Here is a 19,182-nt window from a genome sequence, read left to right on the forward strand (position 1 = left end):
AGCAGACGAGGACCCGCCCATGTCCGTGACCGCGAACGCGACTGTGCCCGCGACCACGCCCGCGACCGTGACCGATCACCGCCCCCGACGCCGCCGCCTCGGGGTCGCGGCCGGAGCAGCGCTCCTCACCCTGGCCGTCTCGGGCTGTTCCGGTCTCGGCCGCACCGCCGTCGGACCGGTCATCTACTCCACCGAACGGGACGCCGTGATCCTGGTGAACAGCCCCTCGGTCAAGGGCTGCCACCGGCTGGCCCCCGCCGGTGTCCACGAGGTCGAGAACCGGACGCTGGTCGATGTCGTGATGTACCGCACCCGGAACTGCACCGGCCGCGACACGACGTATGTGCCCACCACGTTCACCGACACCAAGGCACCCCCCAGCCGCCCCTGGCGCAGCTACAGCATCGTGCACTGACCGGCGGGCAGCCCATGGCCCACCGGTCCGCCGGGCCACGCCCCCGGCGCCGCCCGACCGCCGCGCCGCAGGACCGGCTGCCCCGGGTCCGGCGGGCGCCGAGGCCGGGCCTCCGCTACACGGGCAGTGCGCGCACCCACGTTCCGTCGTCGGTGAGATACCGGTCGACGGTGAGCCCGGCGGCCGCCAGATGTCCCTCGAACTCCTCCCGGGACAGCTCCCGCGACAGGAAGGTCTGCGTCCACCGCGCGTCGTCGAAGACATACTCCGCGTGCACCGAACGCACCCCGTCCCCGACGGGCTCCGCCGAGACGATCCGTATGGTGCCGCCCGCCGGGTCCTCCCGTTCCCAGGGCAGATCGGAGCGGTGTGCGGTGCCTTCGCGCTGGAGGAGCACGACCCCGCCGTCCTTCACGTGCCTGCGGCAGACCCGCAGCATTGCGTCCCGTACCCGGTGCTCGGGAGCGTGGACCAGGAACGACGCCAGCATCACCACGTCGAACCTCTCCGCACCGAGGTCCAGCGACTCGATGGGGCCGCAGACCGTGCGGGCGCCGCCGACGCGCTCCAGCATCTCCGGCGACTCGTCCACGGCCGTCACGGCGAAGCCGCGCTCGACCAGCGGCCGCGTCACCCGGCCCGCGCCGCAGCCCAGCTCCAGCACACTCGCTCCGGCGGGCACGGCCGCCTGGATCACGTCCGGTTCCTCGCGCACGGACAGCCGTGCGTACAGCTCGACCGCGCAGCCGTCCGGGGTGATGACGCCGGGCCCTGTCCCCGTATATCCCTCACGTACCAGTCGTCCGCTCATACCGTGTCAAACGTCCGGCCACCGGCGGCCGTTCCCCTCGTACGAGGGTCCACTCGCCGCGAGTGGCGCACGGGTCCCGGCGCTCTCAGCAGCCCGGGTAGCGGCCGGCGGGCCAGTCCACCGGCTCTTCGCATTCCATCGACAAGTCGTCGGCCAGTTCGGCGATCACGGCGCGGCCCTGCGTCGACGCGAGCCAGGAAGAGGGGAGTTGGCCGTCACCGTGCCGGGCACCGAGCAGATTTCCGCAGACCGATCCGGTGGAGTCGCTGTCGCCCGAGTGGTTGACCGAGAGCAGCAGCGCCCGCTCCACGTCCCGGGCGCCCGGCAGGACCAGCGCGCAGTACACGGCGATGGCGAGGGCCTCCTCGGCCACCCAGCCCGCCCCCAGCGACTCCACCTTCTCGGCGGTCGGCCTGCCCCTCGCGGCCAGGTCGACCGCTGCCCGCAGTGCCGCCGTCGTCTCCTCGTGGCCGGGATGACGGGCGAGAAGCTCCATCGCCCGCAGCACGGCGCCCTCCGTCGATTCGCCCTCCAGCAGGTGGGTGACGATCGCGGCGAACGCCCCGGCGGCGTACGCACCGGTGAGGTGGCCGTGGGTGATCTTCGCGCACCGGGCGGCGTCCTCGAACACCACCCACGAGGGCTCCCCCATCAGCCCGAACGGGGCAGACCTCATCACGGTCCCGCAGCCCTTGGAGCCGGTGTTGACCGGCCCCGGCACGGAGAGCGGAGTGTTTCCGTCCGGCGTGTGACCGGCCGCGAGTCCGGTCAGGCAGCATGGCCGGGGGCCCGGCGCGCGTACAGCCAGGGCTGTTGCCGCAGCCACCCCGTCCGTATGAGGTCGTCGCCGCCCCGGGCCGGTGGGGACGGATGGTTCTGGGTGTCCAGCCAGCGCAGGTAGGCCTGGCGCACGATGGCCGTGCGTGCGCCGCCGATCCCCTTCGCGGAGGCTCTGACCCGCGCCCTGATCAGGCCCTCGACCGTGAAGAGCGTCATCTGCGTGTCATCGGTGACGCGCCCGACGACCCCGTCCCCGTCCGCGACGGGTCCGCGCACACCGTGCTCCCCGTAAGCCCGGCGGATGCCGTCGAGCGACAGGAACTCCACCGGGTTTCCCAGCGCGTCCCCGATCGCGCCGCCCAGCAGACAGCCTCGTACCCGGGCCCGCCGGACCGCGCCGTCCTCCCGTATCCCGCCGCTCACAAGCCGCTCCCCCTTGTCGCTGTTCCGTCTGCCGCTCGTCGCTGTTCCGAATGCCGCGCGGCGGGTCCATGCTGGTAGGTGAGGCGATCCCTATGCGTACCGGCAGTGAACCCGCGACCGCCCGCAGTCCCCTGCGGATGCGGCTCTGGCTGAGTCTATGGGGCACGATCTGGGCGCTCTTCGGGCTGGTGGCCTTCGTGCTGGCCGGTCGGCCGGGCTGGGCGGCGGCCTGCGGAGCACTGCTGTTGATCACCGTCGTGGACTTCTGCGTGGTCGTCCACCGCATCCATCAGGGGCCGCACTACCAGCCGGGCCGGAACATCCCACCGTACGAACCCGACCGCACCGGGCACCCGCGTCCGGGCCGATCGCACGACCGGGCGGCTTGAGCACCCGACGGGCGCGGCAGCGGGGGCGCGGGGCACGGCAGCGAGCCGCGCGGCGGGGCGCGGGACACCGTGGCGGCGCGAGGCGGCATGGCGCACGACCACGCGCCGCAGCAGCCTCAGTCACCGGGCCCGACACTCACGGGCCCCGGCGTCAGCCCTGCTCGTCGAAGCGCGCCGCCTTCAGATACTCCGGGTTCGGGTCGAGGGCGGCGGCAAGCCGGAAGTGCCGGGTGGCCTGCGCCGGCCGGCCCGCGCGCTGGAAGGTCCGGGCCAACGCGAAGTGGGCGAACGCGTTGTCCGGCTCCCGCTCCAGCACCAGCTCGAATTCCAGCTCGGCCGGGCGCAGTTGGGCTGCCGCGAAGAACGCGCGGGCGCGCAGCAGCCGGGCCGCCGTGTTCTCCGGGTGGGCGGCTATCACCGAGTCGAGCAGCTTGACCGCGCCCCGTGGATCCCGGGCAGCGAGCAGTTGCTCCGCCGCACGGAAATCGATGACATGGGTTTCCGGATTACTCTCGGGCACGGTCGCATCCTTCCCTTCACTCGCGGGTCTCCAACGTCCGTCCGGGACGCGGTATTCCGACCGTCGACCCCACGGAGGCCGGGTCAGTGAGCCGCGGTCCGCCGGGTCAGCTCGTCCCAGACCTCGCGGACCCGGGGCTCCAGTGCCTCCAGCGGTCCGTCGTTGTCGACGATCAGATCCGCGACGGCCCTGCGCTCCTCGCGGGTCGCCTGGGCGGCCATCCGGGCGCGGGCGTCGGCCTCCGTCATACCGCGCAGCCGTACGAGCCGGTCGAGCTGGGTCTCGGGGGTGGCGTCCACCACGACGACCAGGTCGTAGAGCGGGGCGAGGCCGTTCTCGGTGAGAAGGGGGACGTCATGGATGACGACCGAGTCCGGGCCCGCGGCCCGTTCCAGTTCGGCGGAGCGGGCGCCGACCAGGGGGTGGACGATCGCGTTGAGTGCCGCGAGGCGGTCCGCGTCCGCGAAGACGATCGCACCGAGCGCGGGGCGGTCCAGCGTGCCGTCGGCAAGAAGGATTCCGGTACCGAAGGCGTCCACGACGGCCGCGAGTCCGGGGGTGCCTGGCGCGACGACCTCACGCGCGATCCGGTCGGCGTCGATCAGCACGGCCCCGTATCCGACGAGCAACCGTGACACTTCGCTCTTGCCGGCGCCGATGCCACCGGTCAGGCCCACTTTCAGCATGGGCCGCAGCCTACGGCCCCGGTCCGCCCCGTCAGACGTCGCCCTCGCGCTCGGCGAGGAACCGCTCGAATTCGCGGCCGATCTCGTCGGCGGACGGCAGATCCACCGGCTCGGCCACCAGGTTGCCCCGGGTCTCGGAGCCCGCGACCGCGTCGTACTGATGCTCAAGGCCCTCGACCAGCGAGACGAGCTCCTCGTCGCCCTGGCCGATCTGGCGGTCGATCTCGGTCTGGGTGCGGTGCGCCTCCGTGCGGAGCGAGTGCGCGAGGGTGGGCAGGACCAGGCCCGTCGCGGCGGTGATCGCCTCCAGCGCGGTGAGCGCGGCGTCCGGGTACGCGGAGCGCGCGACATAGTGCGGCACATGCGTGGCCACGCCGAGCACGTCGTGACCGGACTCCATCAGCCGGTATTCGACCAGGGACTCGGCGGAACCGGGAACCTGCGCCTCGTCGAACGGACTGCGGTGGCCGGGCATGAGGTCGGTGCGATTGCCGTGCGGGGTGATACCGACGGGGCGGGTGTGCGGGACGCCCATCGGAATGCCGTGGAAATTGACCGCGAGCCGTACGCCGAGGCGCTCGACGATCTGCTCGACGGCGGCGGCGAACCGCTCCCACTCCACGTCCGGCTCGGGGCCCGACAGCAGCAGGAAGGGGGCACCGGTGGCGTCCTGAACCACCCGGACGTCCAGCGTGGGGGCCTCGAAGGCCGTCCAGCGGTCGCGCCGGAAGGTCAGCAGCGGGCGCCGTGCGCGGTAGTCGACGAGCCGGTCGTGGTCGAATCGGGCCACGACCTGGTGGGGCAGCGTTTCGAGCAGACCGTCGACGATCTGCTCCCCGGTCTCACCCGCGTCGATGTATCCGTCGAAGTGGTAGAGCATGACCAGGCCGGCCGACTCCTGCGCCAGCGCCATGTCGACGACGGCCAGGCCCTTCGGCTCCCATTCGTACAAACTCTGCGGATCAGGCACGGTTACCGCTCCTCCTCGTGTTCCTAGAGAAGAACACCCCCGGGAGCACGGGCATTCCCCGCCCGTGCCCTTTCCCGGGTGATTGCGTGAGGCCCCTGGTGCGTGGTGCGTCCACCGGTGAAGTGTCCCCGTCCGCCCGCCCCGTTGAGCGGCCGCCCGCCGGCCCACCGGGGAACACGGCCGCAGACACCGACGACGAACTCCTTCTACGCGCAGTGGAGTTGCGGCCACCGGCACGACAGCGGCCCGGCCCCCCGCCGAGCGCGAAGTCGCCCCTGCCGCCCGCCCGGAAGGGGGCCCTACGGGTCGATTATTGGTCCAGACCTTGACGCGACCATCCCCGGTCCCTACCGTCACTGGGCAGCACACGTTCACAGACGCGCCCCACATTCACGTACAAGAACGTGTGCAGCGTTCGAGAAAGCTGCGAATCCGCACCTCCGACGGGAAGGCACCCCCATGCGCACCCGCACTTCACTCACCGCCCTGCTGGCCGCCGCCCTCGCCACCGGTGGCCTCACCCTCGTCGCCGCCGGTCCGGCGAACGCCGCGGCCGTCATCGATGTCAGCACCGCGGCCCAGCTCAAGTCGGCACTCACCGCCGTCGCCCCCGGCGACACGATCCGGCTCGCCGACGGCACGTACACCGGCAACTTCAAGGCCACCACCCCCGGCACCTCCGGCGCCCGGATCACCCTCACCGGTTCCGCGAAAGCGGTGCTCACCGCGGGCGGCGGCTACGGGCTGCACCTCAACGGCGCCTCCTACTGGACCGTCCGGGGCATCACGGTCACCGGCGGCCAGAAGGGCATCATGACCGACACCGCGAACGGCGTCCTCATCGACTCGGTGACCGTGCACGACCTCGACATGGAGGGCGTCCACTTCCGGAAGTCCAGCAGGAACGGGGTCCTCAAGAACTCCCGGATCTACGACACGGGGCACGACGGCCGGGGCATGGGCGAGGGCGTGTACGTCGGTACGGCGGGCGACCTCGGCGACCGGAGCGACGACGCCCAGATCCTGAACAACACGATCGGCCCCGGTGTCGGCGGCGAGAGCGTCGACATCAAGGAAGGCACCACCGGGGCGAAGATCATCGGCAACACCTTCGACGGCAACGGGCTCACCGGCGCCAACTACGACGACTCCTGGGTCGACGTGAAGGGCAACAACGTCCTGGTCGAGGACAACAAGGGCTCCCGCACCACCAACAACGGCTACGAGACCCACACCCAGCAGAGCGGCTGGGGCTGCGGCACCGTCTTCCGCAACAACGCCTCCAACCTCTCCGGCGCCACCGGGGACAAGCAGCTCGCCATCAACGTCACCAACAGCAGCACCGGCTGCCGGACCACCGTGTACGGCAGCAACACCGTCACCGGCGGCAAGGGCCTGACGAACATCGCCGTCACCCCGTAGCCACCGCACCATCGCAAGCCCCGCACCCCCGCGGAACCTGCCCCCTGGAACACGAGTGAGGCCCGCCCCCCGAAGGGAGCGGGCCTCACTTACTGCTCTACAGCTGTCACAGCCGAGGAGCGAAGGGGGTCAGAGCGTCAGCTCTGGCCGCCCGCCAGCTTCTCGCGCAGCGCGGCCAGGGCCTCGTCCGACGCCAGGGCGCCGGAGTTGTCCGCGGACTCCGAGGAGTACGAACCGCCGCCGCCGCCACCGGTGCCACCGGAGGCTGCCGGAGCCGCGCCGGCCGGGGCAGCAGCGCCCTCGGCCGCAGCGGCCTCGTCGGCCTCGCGGGACTTGATGACCTGAGCCTGGTGCTGCTCGAAGCGCGTCTGCGCCTCGGCGTACTGGGTCTCCCACACCTCGCGCTGAGCCTCGAAGCCCTCGAGCCAGTCGTTGGTCTCGGGGTCGAAGCCCTCGGGGTAGATGTAGTTGCCCTGGTCGTCGTACGACGCGGCCATGCCGTACAGCGTCGGGTCGAACTCGACCGAGGCCGGGTCGCCACCGAAGGACTCGTTGGCCTGCTTCAGCGAGAGGCTGATGCGACGACGCTCGAGGTCGATGTCGATGACCTTGACGAAGATCTCGTCGTTGACCTGGACGACCTGCTCCGGGATCTCCACGTGGCGCTCGGCCAGCTCGGAGATGTGGACCAGACCCTCGATGCCCTCGTCGACGCGCACGAACGCACCGAAGGGAACGAGCTTGGTGACCTTACCCGGGACGACCTGACCGATCTGGTGCGTCCGGGCGAACTGCTGCCACGGGTCTTCCTGCGTCGCCTTGAGCGACAGGGAGACGCGCTCGCGGTCCATGTCGACGTCGAGAACCTCGACGGTGACTTCCTGGCCGACCTCGACAACCTCGGAGGGGTGGTCGATGTGCTTCCAGGAGAGCTCGGAGACGTGCACGAGACCGTCGACGCCACCCAGGTCCACGAAGGCACCGAAGTTGACGATCGAGGAGACGACGCCGGAGCGGACCTGACCCTTCTGCAGGGTCGTGAGGAACGTCTGGCGAACCTCGGACTGGGTCTGCTCGAGCCAGGCACGGCGGGACAGGACCACGTTGTTGCGGTTCTTGTCCAGCTCGATGATCTTGGCCTCGAGCTCCTTGCCCACGTAGGGCTGAAGGTCGCGGACACGACGCATCTCGACGAGCGACGCCGGGAGGAAGCCACGGAGGCCGATGTCGAGGATGAGACCACCCTTGACGACCTCGATGACGGTACCGGTGACGATGCCGTCTTCTTCCTTGATCTTCTCGATGGTGCCCCAGGCACGCTCGTACTGAGCGCGCTTCTTCGAGAGGATCAGGCGGCCTTCCTTGTCCTCCTTCTGGAGAACCAGGGCCTCGATCTCGTCGCCGACCTTGACGACCTCGTTCGGGTCGACGTCGTGCTTGATCGAGAGCTCGCGGCTCGGGATGACGCCTTCGGTCTTGTAACCGATGTCGAGGAGAACCTCGTCCCGGTCAACCTTGACGATGACACCGTCAACGATGTCGCCGTCGTTGAAGTACTTGATCGTCTCGTCGATCGCCGCGAGGAACGCGTCCGCGTCGCCGATGTCGTTGACCGCAACCTGCGGAGTGGTGGCGGTGGTCTCGGTGCTGCTCGTCATGTGGGAAAGGGCTCCGGTACGGACAGTGAGTCGTAGGTACTGCTACGCCGTAAGCCCGTATCGCCTCTGCAGCAGCCGGACAGCCTGGAAAGCGCCCGACCCGTGACCGGGAGGCGCCTCGACAACCGAGGGTCACACAACAGATGCGAGCGCGGCCTGCTAGGTCTGAAGCGCGCAGGCTCGCGGCGCAACTTGTAGCATACGGGGGCAGCCGGACAGGGTCAATGCGCGAAGGCGCACACCCGGGGCGCAACAGCCCATACCCGGCACAACTCATGTTCTCCGGGGCCGCGTCGGCCGCGGTGACGCACGGCAAGGTTTCGCCCACGCGCATCCGTACTCCACCGGTACCGCCGAGTACCTCCGGATATGTACCGCGCGCCGGCGAGTGAAGGCAAACTACAACGACGGGCACGATGAGCCAAGAGATCCACGGGTCCGAACCCGAAGCGACCCGCCGCGACGCGGGGGAATCGGAGAGCAGCCGGGCCAGTCGCGGCTGGTGGGACCGGAACGCCGACGAGTACCAGAACGACCACGGAGCCTTCCTCGGCGACGACCGGTTCGTCTGGGGCCCCGAAGGGCTCGACGAGGCCGAGGCCGCCCTGCTGGGGCCCGCCGCGTCGCTGAGGGGCCAGGACATCCTGGAGATCGGCGCCGGCGCCGCCCAGTGCTCCCGCTGGCTGGCCGGCCAGGGGGCGCGGCCCGTGGCGCTGGACCTCTCCCACCGCCAGCTCCAGCACGCCCTCAGGATCGGCGAGGACGTCCCGCTGGTCGAGGCGGACGCGGGGAAGCTGCCGTTCCGGGACGGCAGCTTCGATCTGGCCTGCTCCGCCTACGGCGCGGTGCCGTTCGTCGCCGACCCCGTGCGCGTGTTCCGCGAGGTGCGCCGGGTGCTGCGGCCCGGCGGACGCTGGGTCTTCTCCGTGACCCACCCGATCCGCTGGGCGTTCCCGGACGAGCCGGGGCCCGAGGGCCTCTCGGTCGCCGCCTCCTACTTCGACCGCGTCCCCTATGTCGAGCAGGACGAGCGGGGCGACGCCGTCTACGTCGAGCACCACAGGACACTCGGTGACCGGGTGCGGGACGTGGTGGCGGGCGGATTCCGGCTGGTCGACCTGGTCGAACCGGAATGGCCCGCCTGGAACAACCAGGAGTGGGGCGGCTGGTCGCCGCTGCGCGGGAACCTGATCCCGGGGACCGCGATCTTCGTCTGCGAGCGGGACTGAGCCCGGGGGACGCACGGAAGCTCGCGCGGAACGCGCAGGAAGGCTCGCCCCGCCCGTCGAGGGAGCGTGCGCCGGGAGCGCGCGGGGAGGCCGGCGGCGAGCGCGCAGGGAAGCTGAGTGGGCAGCGCGCGGAAGCTCTCGCCGGAGCGCGCGGGGAATCCCGACGGGAGCGCGCAGGAGACTCGCGCCGGAGCGCGCGAGCAGCCCCGGCGGGAGCGCGTACGGGACCGGGGGCGTGATCCGCGCCGGGGTCCTGGACCAGACTGGGGGCGTGATCCGTACCGAAGCCCTGGAGCAGTTGCCCGTACGCACGGCCGTGCCCGCCCTGGAGCGGGCGCTCGACGACCGGGGTGTGGCGGTGCTCTGCGCGCCGCCGGGCACCGGGAAGACGACCCTCGTCCCCCTGGTCCTGGCCGGGCTGACCGGTGGCGGCCCCGTCCGCCGGGTCGTGGTCGCCGAGCCGCGCCGGATCGCCGCACGGGCGGCGGCACGGCGGATGGCCTGGCTCCTGGGCGAGCGGGCCGGCGGCCGGGTCGGCTTCACCGTCAGGGGCGAGCGCCTGGTGGGGCGGGACACCGTGGTGGAGGTCGTGACCACCGGAGTACTGCTCCAGCGCCTCCAGCGCGACCAGGAACTGGCCGGGGTCGACGTCGTGATCATCGACGAGTGCCACGAGCGGCATCTGGACGCCGACACCGTCGCCGCGTTCCTGCTCGACGTACGGGAGGCGATCCGGCCCGATCTGCGGCTGGTGGCCGCGTCGGCGACGACGGACGCCGAGGGCTGGTCGCGGCTGCTGGGCGACGCCCCGGTGGTGGCGGCGCAGGGGGTGTCGTACCCGGTCGAAGTGGTGTGGGCGCCTCCCGCGCGACCGGTGCGCCCGCCCCACGGGATGCGGGTCGATCCGGCGCTGCTGACGCATGTGGCCTCGGTGGTGCGCCGGGCGCTCGCCGAGCGGGACGGGGACGTGCTGTGTTTCCTGCCCGGTGTCGGTGAGATCGGCCGGGTGGCCGGGCAGCTCGCCGGGGTGGCGGCCGAGGTGCTCCAGGTGCACGGCCGGGCCCCGGCCGCCGTGCAGGACGCGGTGCTGGCCGGGTCGTCCACCGGCCGCCGGGTGGTGCTGGCGACCTCGGTGGCGGAGTCGTCCCTGACGGTGCCGGGCGTGCGGGTGGTCGTCGACTCGGGGCTGGCCAGGGAGCCGCGCACCGACCACGCACGGGGGCTGAGCGCGCTGACGACCGTACGGGCCTCGCAGGCGGCGGGCCGGCAGCGGGCGGGCCGGGCGGGGCGGGAGGCGCCCGGTGCGGTGTACCGGTGCTGGGAGCAGGCGGAGGACGGGCGCCTGGCCCGGTTCCCGTCCCCGGAGATCAAGGTCGCCGATCTCGCGGCGTTCGCCCTCCAGGCCGCGTGCTGGGGCGATCCGGACGCCACCGGACTCGCGCTGCTCGATCCGCCGCCCGCAGGGGCGATGGGCGCGGCCCGGGAGGTGCTGACGGCGGTCGGCGCGGTGGACGGGACGGGGCGGGTGACGGAACGCGGCGTACGGATGTCGCAGATGGGTCTGCACCCCCGGCTGGCGCGGGCCCTGCTGGACGGGGCGGCGGAGGTCGGCGGGCGGCGGGCCGCGGAGGTGGTGGCGCTGCTGAGCGAGGAGCCGCCCAGGGATTACGGGGACGATCTGGCGGCCGCGCTGCGTACCGCACGCCGGGGTGGCGACGGCTACGCGGCACGTTGGCGGCAGGAGGTCGGGCGGCTGTCCTCGTCGGTCGGGGAAATGAGGGGGGAGGCCGGTTCCGACGATGCCGCCGCCGGGCTGGTGGCGGCACTGGCGTTTCCGGAGCGGGTGGCGCGGGCTCGGGGTCGGGGGGCGTTCTTGATGGTGTCGGGGACGGGGGCGGAGCTGCGGGAGGGTTCGCGGCTGCGCAGCGCGCCCTGGCTGGCCGTCGCGGTCGCGGACCGGCCCGCGCACGCGGCCTCCGCCCAGGTGCGGCTGGCGGCCGTCGTGGACGAGGAGACCGCCCGGCTGGCCGCCGGGCATCTGCGGTTCCGCGGCGAGGAGGTCCGCTGGGTGGACGGCGACGTGGTGGCGCGTTCCGTGGACCGGCTGGGGGCGGTGGAGCTGGCGGTGCGGCCGTTGCAGCGGCCGGACCCGGAGCTGGTGCGCGGGGCTCTGGTGGAGGGGCTGCGCCGGGAGGGGCTCGGGTTGCTGCGATGGACCCGGGACGGCGAGCAGTTGCGGCTGCGGCTCGCGTTTCTTCACCGGGTGCTGGGGGCGCCGTGGCCGGATGTGTCGGACGAGGCCCTGCTGTCGCGTACCGAACAGTGGCTGGAGCCGGAGCTGTCGCGGGCCCGGCGGCGCTCGGACCTGGCCCGGATCGACGCGGGGCAGGCCGTGCGGCGGCTGCTGCCCTGGGCGACCGGTGAGGCCGCGCGGCTGGACGAGCTGGCCCCGGAGCGGATCGCGGTGCCGAGCGGCTCGCGGGTCCGGGTGGAGTACGGCGGCGAACAGCCCGTACTGGCCGTGAAACTCCAGGAGTTGTTCGGGCTGCGCGAGACGCCGCGGGTGGCCGGGGTGCCGGTCCTGGTCCATCTGCTCTCCCCCGCCGGACACCCGGCGGCGGTCACGGCGGACCTGGCGTCCTTCTGGCGGGAGGGTTACCGGGCCGTGCGGGCGGAGCTGCGCGGGCGCTACCCCAAGCATCCGTGGCCCGAGGACCCGACGACGATGGAGGCGACCCGGTTCACCTCGGCGCGGCTCAGGCGGGACTAGCGGCCAGGCGGGAACGCGCCTCCAGCCACAGGGCGAGGGCGAGGAGTCCGGCGGCGGCGAACAGGAAGCCCCAGGGCAGGTAGGAGGTGAGCAGCAGGATCAGGACACGCTGGGACTTGACCTGGTCGACGGTGGCGACGATGTAGTCCTCGCGCATCTTCACGTGTCCGGCGAACGCGGTGACGGTGTCCTCGGGCATCCCCATCTTCTTCGCGTCGCGCATCTCCTCCTTGTGGATCTCCTCGCCGTTGACGGGTGCGCCGGTGACCGGATCGACCCAGAACATCCGCTTGGTGGAGTACCAGCGGGTCATGCCCGTGCTGGTGACCTGCTCGGCGGTGACGCCCTTGAGCGGCATCTTCTGCGGCATGGGGACCTTGGTCCAGGGGATGGTCTGCTCGAAGTAGTAGACGTCCATGCCGCGGAACGTACGGGTGCCCTTGTAGTGGATGGGCGCGGTCGTACGGCTCTGCGCGTCGAAGTACTCGTAGTCCCGTTTCTCGGTGAGGAAGGGCCACTTGTACTCGATGCCCTCGCGCCGGACCGGGTCGCCGTCGACCATTTCGCCGGTGGCGTGGACGGGCGCCTGGGTGTGGGCGTCGAAGATGTAGCGCTCGGGGATCTGGGAGACCATCTTGCCGTCGGGGCCCTGGATGTAGGAGAGCGCGTCCCAGACGACGACATCACGGCCGGAGCTGCGCTCGATCTTCTCGGACTCCTCCACGTTGCCCTTGAGGGTCTGGACGATGGTGACCTTGTCGACCTTCTTGGCCTTCAGGGTGGAGTAGTCGAGGAGCGTGGCCGGCTTCGCCTCCAGGACCGTCTCCTGGTACTGGCTCGGCGGGATCTTCGCCAGCCGGGGAAACGCGTACCAGCGCAGCAGTGGCGACATGGCGGCGAAGAAGACGGCGAAGGCCAGGAGTACGAGGCTGGCTCGGCGGCGCATGGTGGAGTCCTCCCTCTGCTTCGTTCTTTCCGGCGTGAGCTTCCGGCGTGAACTGCCGGTGTGAGCTTCCGGCGTGAACTGCCGGTGTGAGCTTCCGGCGTGATCGGCTACCTCTTGGGGCCCGGGACCGTGGTCAGCAGAGGTTTGGGCGAGGTCTCTCCGGGCGGCGCGCCGATCGCGGTGACGGTGAACACGAGCGCGAGGGCGGCGGCCAGTCCGATGGCGGCGGCGACGAGGGCACGCATGCTCGGCCTCCCGGGGAGCGAAGATCTGATGCATCGTCAGTCAGGGCTGGGGCACCGTAGCAATCGGGGCGCGAGATGAGAACACGTAGAACAGCCCCTTCACCGGGTGCCGGTGAAGGGGCTGTTCGGTGGGGCTGTCCGGTACAGCCGGACGATACGGCTGCCCGGTGCCGGAGGTCAGGCCGCCGGGGTCGCCGGGGGCATCGGGGCTGTCGGGGTCGCCGGGGCCGTCGGAGTCGCTTCGATCGTGAGCTCGATGACGACCGTGGCGCCGCCCTCGGTGGTGAGGCGCAGCTTGTACGTGCCGGTGGCGTCGTCGGCGTAGATCTTCGGGAGCTTCAGCAGGCCGTCGGCGCCGGTCTTCAGGTCCGCGAGGGTGCGGACCGTCTTGCCCTTCGCGTCCTTGAAGTACGGGCCCTTGCCGTTCTCGACGGGCTTCTCGTCGTCGGTGATCATCGTGGCGGTCACCGCGACCCCCGCGGCGACCGCGTCCTTGTAGGTCGCCTTCACCTCGACGGCGTCCGCGAACTCGGCTCCGGGCGCGGCGACGAGCGCCTTGTCGCCGGTCCGGATGATCTTGTCCGCCTGGCGTGCGGTGACGCTCGCCGCGTAGGTGAGGGTGGTGCGCGGTTCGGTGGTGCCCGCGACGGCCGTCACCTTGAACCCGCCGGTCTTCTCCCCCGCCTTCAGTTCCGGTGCGGTGGCGGTGCCGTCGGCTCCGGTGGCCACCTTCACGGTGGTCTTCCCGCCCGCGAAGCGCGTGTCGGTCCCGCCGGTGACGGTGAAGGTGACGGAGACCTTGGCGAGCGGGGCGCCGAGGGTGTTCTTGGCCCGCACCTTGATCCGCTCGGTGAACACGCCGCCCGCCGTGGCGCTCAGTGTGCCGGTGCCCGCGTTCTCCATGCTGCCGAACGTGTTGGACGGCGTCGGCTTCGGGGTCGGGGTCGTGGGCGGTTTGGGCTTCGGGGTGGTGCCGCCGTCGCCCGGCTTGGACGGGCCCGGACCGGTGCTGGGGCCGGGGCCGGACGGGGACGGCTTCGGGGAGGGCGACGGGCTCGGCGAGGAGCCGCTGCCGGGGCCGGTCGGGAGCGCACCGGTGCCGTCGGGGACCTCGTGGGTGCCGCGCTTGTAGTAGTCGAACCAGGAGCGCACCGTCCGCAGGTACTCCTGCGAGTGGTTGTAGCTCAGCACGGCACGGTCGAGGTCGGCCGCGACGGCCAGATCGCGGGTTCCGGCGCAGAGGTAGCGTCCGGCGGCGAGCGCCGCGTCGTAGATGTTGTTGGGGTCCTTGCGGCCGTCGGCGTTGGCGTCCTGGCCCCAGGTGGCCCAGGTGGACGGGATGAACTGCATCGGGCCGACCGCGCGGTCGTGCGTGGCGTCGCCGTCGTACTCCCCGCCGTCGGTGTCCTTGATCAGCGCGAAGCCCTGGCCGTTGAGGGCCGGGCCCAGGATCGGGGAGAACGTGGTGCCGTTCGCGTCGACCCGGCCGCCACGCGCCTGACCGGACTCGACCTTGCCGATCGCCGCGAGGAGCTGCCAGGGCAGACGGCAGGCGGCGTCGGTGCCCGCGATGGTCTGCTCGGCCTGCTTGTACGCGGCCAGGATCGAGGCCGGAATGCCTGATTCCGCACTGCCGGTGACCGGGAGATTGCTGGACGCACCGGGCTTGTCGGGCGTGACGAGCGGCGGCAGATCCGTGTAGTACGGCGAGTTGCCGGTGGCCGCGCCGTCGCCGGACTCGGCACCGGCCGCCTGCTGGTCACCGCCACCGGAGGTGTCGGCCAGTGATGCGGCGGGTGCTGCCTGCGAGGCCGAGAGCGCCGCGACGGCAGCTGCGGCCACCGCAGTGGTCGTGGCCCCCCTGCGCAGTCGGCGGCCGAATTGCGCTGCCATACGTTCTGGTCCCTCCCCGTCGACGGCTGCTCGCGCTCCCCAGCGCGAGGACTCAGGCGACCCTACGACAACTTGTACCGCCCGAACACCGGGCGTTGACCGGTTCTTACTGTTTTCTCACGTTCATGAACGCGAGACGTACGGGACCCCCCCGGCGGCCACGCAGCGCTCACGCATACTGGCCGACATGCCGTTCACGCTCAGTCATGCCGCCGCCGTACTCCCGGGAATCCGGCGCGACGGGACCGGCCGCGGCCCCCTGTTCGCCTCCGCGCTCGTCGCCGGTTCGTTCGCGCCCGACATCACCTACTTCGCGGATTCGGTGATCCCAGGAGCGATGGAGTTCGGCGAGGTGACACACGCCCTCTGGGGTGTGTTCACCGTGGATGTACTGATCACGGCGATCCTGGTGGCCGTGTGGCTGCTGCTGCGCGAGCCGCTGGTGGCGCTGCTGCCCGCCGCCCAGCAGGGGCGCGTACACGCCTTCGTCAGCGGGCGGCGGCGCGACCGCGCGTCCCTCGGGCCGCTGGACGGGGTGTGGTTCGTCCTCTCGGCGGCGATCGGCGCGAGCAGCCATGTCGTATGGGACGCGTTCACCCACCACAGCCGGTGGGGTACGGAACTGCTGCCGGTGCTCACCCGGAGCATCGGCGGCCACCCGGTGTTCCAGGTGGTGCAGTACGGCAGTTCGGCGGTGGCCCTCACGGTGCTCGCCTGGTTCACCGTCACCGCGCTGCGCCGGACCGGGCCTGCCCCGGTGCCACCGGCCGTCCCGGTGCTCGACCGGCGGGAGCGCTGGCTCGCGGGAGGTCTGCTGGCACTCTGCGTGCTCCTCGGCGTCCTCCACCGGTGCGCCCGCTGGTACGCCTACTTCGGGCACATCGCGACCCCGCTCGACATCATCCCCACCGCGTGCTTCGGCGCCGGTGCCGGACTGGCCGTCGGACTGGTGCTGTACGGGGCCGGGATACGGCTGCGCATGCGCGGCACCGGCCGGCCCCCGGCGGACCGGGCCACGCCCGCACCGGACCCCACGGCCACACACCCGCCCGGAGAATCCGCGGAACGCTCCCGTCCGGGACCGCGCTGAAACCGGCGGCCGGTTTGAACCGCCGGTCCGGCGACCGAACCGGCGGCTGAAACAGCGGTCCGTCGGGGCGGGCCCGCCGTGCGCGGGTCCGCCCCGACGGATCGGAGCTCGACGGACCGAAGCTCGACGGACCGAAGCTCGACGGACCGAAGCTCGACGGATCGAAGCTGGACGGATCAGAGCTGGACAGATCCGTACGCGGCGGATCAGTGTGCGGCGGACTCCCAGTCCGTGCCCACGCCGACCGAGACATCCAGCGGCGCACGCAGCTCCACCGCCGTCGACATCTCATGGCGAAGGATCTCCTCCACCCGCTTGCGCTCGCCCTTCGCGATCTCCAGGACGATTTCGTCATGGACCTGGAGCAGCATCCGTGACGTCAGCCGCGCCTCGGTCAGCGCCCGGTCCACCTTCAGCATCGCGACCTTCACGATGTCGGCGGCCGTCCCCTGGATCGGGGCGTTCAACGCCATCCGCTCGGCCGTCTCACGGCGCTGGCGGTTGTCGCTGTTGAGATCGGGGAGGTAACGGCGGCGGCCGAAGACCGTCTCCGTGTAACCCGTGGCCCTGGCCTCCTCCACCACACGGTGCAGATAGTCGCGCACCCCGCCGAACCGCTCGAAGTAGGTGTCCATCAGCCCACGGGCCTCACCGGCCTCGATGTTCAGCTGCTGGGAGAGGCCGAACGCGGAGAGCCCGTACGCCAGCCCGTACGACATCGCCTTGATCTTGCGCCGCATCTCCGGGTCGACCGCCGACTTGTCGACGCCGAACACCTGCGAGGCGACCGTCGTGTGCAGGTCCTCCCCCGACGTGAACGCCTCGATCAGCCCGGCGTCCTCCGAGAGATGGGCCATCACCCGCAGCTCGATCTGACTGTAGTCCGCCGTCATCAGCGACTCGAAGCCCTCACCGACGACGAAGCCCCGGCGGATCGCCCGCCCCTCGTCCGTACGGACCGGAATGTTCTGCAGGTTCGGATCGGTCGACGAGAGCCGGCCGGTCGCCGCCACCGTCTGATTGAACGTGGTGTGGATACGGCCGTCCGCCGCGATCGTCTTGACCAGACCCTCGACGGTGACCCGCAGCTTCGCCTGCTCACGGTGGCGCAGCATGATGACCGGCAGCTCGTGCTCCGTCTGCCCGGCGAGCCAGACCAGCGCGTCCGCGTCCGTCGTGTAACCCGTCTTCGTCTTCTTCGTCTTCGGCAGGCCCAGCTCGCCGAAGAGAACCTCCTGGAGCTGCTTGGGAGAACCGAGGTTGAACTCACGGCCCACCGCCGCGTGCGCCTCCTTCACCGCCTGCTGCACCGCACCGGCGAACTGCTGCTCCATTCCCTCCAGATGGGCCCGGTCCGCGGCGATACCGTGCCGCTCCAGACGGGCCAGCAGGATCGAGGTGGGCAGTTCCATGTCATGCAGCAGCCCGGCCGCCCCGACCTCCTTCAGCCGCGTCGTGAACGCGTCACCGAGATCCAGGACCGCACGCGCCTGCGCCATCAGCGCGTCGGCCTCCGCCCGGTCGTCGGCACCGAACGCCAGCTGCCCGTCGGCCGCGGCGGCCGGGGCCAGCTCCCGGCCGAGATACTCCACGGCCAGCGCGTCCAGGGCGAAGGACCGGCGGCCCGGCTTCACCAGATAGGCGGCCAGCGCCGTGTCCATCGTGACGCCCTCGACCTGCCAGCCGTGCTCGGGAAAGACCCGCATGACGCTCTTCGCGTTGTGCATGACCTTCGGCTGCGCCGCATCCGCGATCCACGCCGCGAACGCCTGCTCATCGGCCTCGTCGAGCTGCGCCGGGTCCAGCCAGGCGGCGGCGCCGTCGGCGGCCGCGAGCGCGACCTCCGTCACCGCTCCGCTGCCCAGCGCCCAGGTGTCGGCGGTGGCGACACCGAGCGGCTGCCCGCCATGGGCCGCCAGCCACGGGGCGACCTCACCCGCGCCCAGCACCACACCGTCCAGCTCGATACCGGCCGCCGGAGCCGGTCCCTCGTCCTCGGCCGCACCCGGGTCGACGGCCAGCAGCCGCTCGCGCAGGCTCGGGTTACGGATCTCCAGAACATCCAGCACTCCGGTGACCGCCGTGCGGTCGTACGGCGCACGCTCCAGATCCGCCGGGACCTTCGGCAGCTCCACATCGCGGACCATCTCGGTCAGCCTGCGGTTCAGCCGCACCGCGTCCAGGTGATCCCGGAAATTCTGCCCGGCCTTGCCCTTCACCTCGTCCGCACGCTCCACCAGCTCCGCGAACGAACCGAACTGGTTGATCCACTTCGCGGCCGTCTTCTCCCCGACCCCCGGGATACCCGGCAGATTGTCCGACGGGTCGCCGCGCAGCGCCGCGAAGTCCGGATACTGCTGCGGCGTCAGCCCGTACTTCTCCTCGACCTTCTCCGGGGTGAACCGCGTCAGCTCGGAGACACCCTTCGTCGGATACAGCACGGTCACGTTGTCCGTGATCAGCTGGAACGAGTCCCGGTCACCGGTGACGATCAGCACTTCGAAGCCCGCCGCCTCGGCCTGCGTGGCAAGCGTCGCGATGACGTCGTCCGCCTCGAAACCGTCGACCGCGAACCGGTCCGCGTGCATCGCGTCGAGCAGCTCGCCGATGAGCTCGACCTGCCCCTTGAACTCGTCGGGGGTCTTGGAGCGATTCGCCTTGTACTCGGGAAACTCCTGCGAACGCCACGTCTTGCGGGACACGTCGAAAGCCACCGCGAAGTGCGTGGGCGCCTCATCACGCAGCGTGTTCGCCAGCATCGACGCGAAGCCGTACACAGCGTTCGTCGGCTGCCCCGCCCCCGTCGTGAAATTCTCCGCAGGCAGCGCAAAGAACGCCCGGTACGCCAGGGAGTGCCCGTCCATCAGGAGCAGGCGCGGTCGGTTGTCTGCCGTCTTCTTCGATGCCGTCTCAGCCACGCCCCCGATCCTGCCAC

At 71.4% G+C, this 19,182-nt stretch carries 15 protein-coding genes and 1 pseudogene; 6 read left to right on the forward strand and 10 right to left on the reverse strand.

Annotation, left to right across the window (positions count from 1 at the left end; genetic code table 11):
- Window positions 1-19: 19 nt before the first annotated feature.
- Window positions 20-415: a hypothetical protein gene (locus tag OG251_RS09385; protein ID WP_326676725.1), complete on the forward strand. Its 396-nt coding sequence runs from the start codon at window positions 20-22 to the stop codon at window positions 413-415.
- A gap of 115 nt (window positions 416-530) precedes the next feature.
- On the opposite strand, the gene OG251_RS09390 is transcribed toward OG251_RS09385, so the two are convergent.
- Entirely contained in the window at window positions 531-1,226 is a 696-nt protein-coding gene (locus OG251_RS09390) for a class I SAM-dependent methyltransferase (protein WP_326676726.1), read from the reverse strand.
- Window positions 1,227-1,311: 85 nt separating this feature from the next.
- Window positions 1,312-2,429 (reverse strand): annotated as a pseudogene (locus OG251_RS09395) (ADP-ribosylglycohydrolase family protein).
- Between the two features lie 68 nt (window positions 2,430-2,497).
- On the opposite strand from OG251_RS09395, the gene OG251_RS09400 reads away from it, so the two are divergent.
- A complete protein-coding gene (locus OG251_RS09400; protein WP_326676727.1) occupies window positions 2,498-2,818 on the forward strand; it encodes a DUF6343 family protein in 321 nt (106 codons plus the stop codon).
- A 151-nt stretch (window positions 2,819-2,969) separates the two neighbouring features.
- On the opposite strand, the gene OG251_RS09405 is transcribed toward OG251_RS09400, so the two are convergent.
- The 3 genes from OG251_RS09405 to OG251_RS09415 form a co-directional block, all read right to left on the reverse strand.
- Window positions 2,970-3,338 (reverse strand): tetratricopeptide repeat protein, encoded by a 369-nt coding sequence (locus tag OG251_RS09405; protein WP_266808148.1) that lies wholly within the window; start codon window positions 3,336-3,338, stop codon window positions 2,970-2,972.
- An 83-nt stretch (window positions 3,339-3,421) separates the two neighbouring features.
- Entirely contained in the window at window positions 3,422-4,024 is a 603-nt protein-coding gene (gene coaE, locus OG251_RS09410; protein ID WP_326676728.1) for a dephospho-CoA kinase, read from the reverse strand.
- Between the two features lie 31 nt (window positions 4,025-4,055).
- Window positions 4,056-4,994, reverse strand: a complete 939-nt coding sequence (locus OG251_RS09415; RefSeq protein WP_326676729.1) for a PAC2 family protein — start codon at window positions 4,992-4,994, stop codon at window positions 4,056-4,058.
- Between the two features lie 459 nt (window positions 4,995-5,453).
- Between OG251_RS09415 and OG251_RS09420 the strand changes: the two genes are divergently transcribed.
- Window positions 5,454-6,416 carry a right-handed parallel beta-helix repeat-containing protein gene (locus OG251_RS09420; protein ID WP_326676730.1) on the forward strand — a complete coding sequence of 321 codons (963 nt, stop codon included), beginning with the start codon at window positions 5,454-5,456 and terminating at the stop codon, window positions 6,414-6,416.
- A 137-nt stretch (window positions 6,417-6,553) separates the two neighbouring features.
- Here OG251_RS09420 and rpsA read toward each other — a convergent pair whose 3' ends face one another.
- Window positions 6,554-8,074: a 30S ribosomal protein S1 gene (gene rpsA / locus OG251_RS09425; protein WP_073720327.1), complete on the reverse strand. Its 1,521-nt coding sequence runs from the start codon at window positions 8,072-8,074 to the stop codon at window positions 6,554-6,556.
- Window positions 8,075-8,490: 416 nt separating this feature from the next.
- Here rpsA and OG251_RS09430 point away from each other — a divergent pair, with 416 nt between their 5' ends.
- Window positions 8,491-9,303, forward strand: coding sequence for a class I SAM-dependent methyltransferase (locus OG251_RS09430; protein WP_326676731.1), 813 nt, complete (start codon window positions 8,491-8,493; stop codon window positions 9,301-9,303).
- Between the two features lie 271 nt (window positions 9,304-9,574).
- The gene (hrpB, locus tag OG251_RS09435) at window positions 9,575-12,073 is read left to right on the forward strand and encodes an ATP-dependent helicase HrpB (RefSeq protein ID WP_326676732.1); all 2,499 of its coding nucleotides are present in this window, start codon (window positions 9,575-9,577) and stop codon (window positions 12,071-12,073) included.
- Here the strand turns inward: hrpB and OG251_RS09440 are convergent.
- The 3 genes from OG251_RS09440 to OG251_RS09450 all read right to left on the reverse strand — a co-directional run bounded on the left by OG251_RS09440 (window position 12,060) and on the right by OG251_RS09450 (window position 15,157).
- Window positions 12,060-13,019 (reverse strand): DUF3068 domain-containing protein, encoded by a 960-nt coding sequence (locus tag OG251_RS09440; protein WP_326676733.1) that lies wholly within the window; start codon window positions 13,017-13,019, stop codon window positions 12,060-12,062. The two genes, hrpB and OG251_RS09440, sit on opposite strands and share 14 nt — an antisense overlap.
- Window positions 13,020-13,126: 107 nt before the next feature.
- Window positions 13,127-13,264: an SPW_0924 family protein gene (locus tag OG251_RS09445; protein ID WP_185301468.1), complete on the reverse strand. Its 138-nt coding sequence runs from the start codon at window positions 13,262-13,264 to the stop codon at window positions 13,127-13,129.
- A 177-nt stretch (window positions 13,265-13,441) separates the two neighbouring features.
- Window positions 13,442-15,157: a lytic transglycosylase domain-containing protein gene (locus OG251_RS09450; RefSeq protein WP_326676734.1), complete on the reverse strand. Its 1,716-nt coding sequence runs from the start codon at window positions 15,155-15,157 to the stop codon at window positions 13,442-13,444.
- Window positions 15,158-15,344: 187 nt separating this feature from the next.
- Between OG251_RS09450 and OG251_RS09455 the strand changes: the two genes are divergently transcribed.
- Window positions 15,345-16,247: a DUF4184 family protein gene (locus OG251_RS09455; protein WP_326676735.1), complete on the forward strand. Its 903-nt coding sequence runs from the start codon at window positions 15,345-15,347 to the stop codon at window positions 16,245-16,247.
- Window positions 16,248-16,453: 206 nt separating this feature from the next.
- On the opposite strand, the gene polA is transcribed toward OG251_RS09455, so the two are convergent.
- A complete protein-coding gene (gene polA / locus OG251_RS09460; protein ID WP_326676736.1) occupies window positions 16,454-19,165 on the reverse strand; it encodes a DNA polymerase I in 2,712 nt (903 codons plus the stop codon).
- Between the last annotated feature and the right edge of the window lie 17 nt (window positions 19,166-19,182).

Origin of the sequence: Streptomyces sp. NBC_01237 (assembly GCF_035917275.1) — a bacterium.
Taxonomy (GTDB): Bacteria; Actinomycetota; Actinomycetes; order Streptomycetales; family Streptomycetaceae; genus Streptomyces.

What these genes read in the sequence shown, in the direction of transcription:
- OG251_RS09385 (WP_326676725.1), top strand. Translation starts at nt 20, where the DNA reads ATGTCCGTGACCGCGAACGCGACTGTGCCCGCGACCACGCCCGCGACC.
- OG251_RS09390 (WP_326676726.1), bottom strand. Translation starts at nt 1,226, where the DNA reads ATGAGCGGACGACTGGTACGTGAGGGATATACGGGGACAGGGCCCGGC.
- OG251_RS09400 (WP_326676727.1), top strand. Translation starts at nt 2,498, where the DNA reads ATGCTGGTAGGTGAGGCGATCCCTATGCGTACCGGCAGTGAACCCGCG.
- coaE (WP_326676728.1), bottom strand. Translation starts at nt 4,024, where the DNA reads ATGCTGAAAGTGGGCCTGACCGGTGGCATCGGCGCCGGCAAGAGCGAA.
- OG251_RS09420 (WP_326676730.1), top strand. Translation starts at nt 5,454, where the DNA reads ATGCGCACCCGCACTTCACTCACCGCCCTGCTGGCCGCCGCCCTCGCC.
- rpsA (WP_073720327.1), bottom strand. Translation starts at nt 8,074, where the DNA reads ATGACGAGCAGCACCGAGACCACCGCCACCACTCCGCAGGTTGCGGTC.
- OG251_RS09430 (WP_326676731.1), top strand. Translation starts at nt 8,491, where the DNA reads ATGAGCCAAGAGATCCACGGGTCCGAACCCGAAGCGACCCGCCGCGAC.
- OG251_RS09440 (WP_326676733.1), bottom strand. Translation starts at nt 13,019, where the DNA reads ATGCGCCGCCGAGCCAGCCTCGTACTCCTGGCCTTCGCCGTCTTCTTC.
- OG251_RS09445 (WP_185301468.1), bottom strand. Translation starts at nt 13,264, where the DNA reads ATGCGTGCCCTCGTCGCCGCCGCCATCGGACTGGCCGCCGCCCTCGCG.
- OG251_RS09450 (WP_326676734.1), bottom strand. Translation starts at nt 15,157, where the DNA reads ATGGCAGCGCAATTCGGCCGCCGACTGCGCAGGGGGGCCACGACCACT.
- OG251_RS09455 (WP_326676735.1), top strand. Translation starts at nt 15,345, where the DNA reads ATGCCGTTCACGCTCAGTCATGCCGCCGCCGTACTCCCGGGAATCCGG.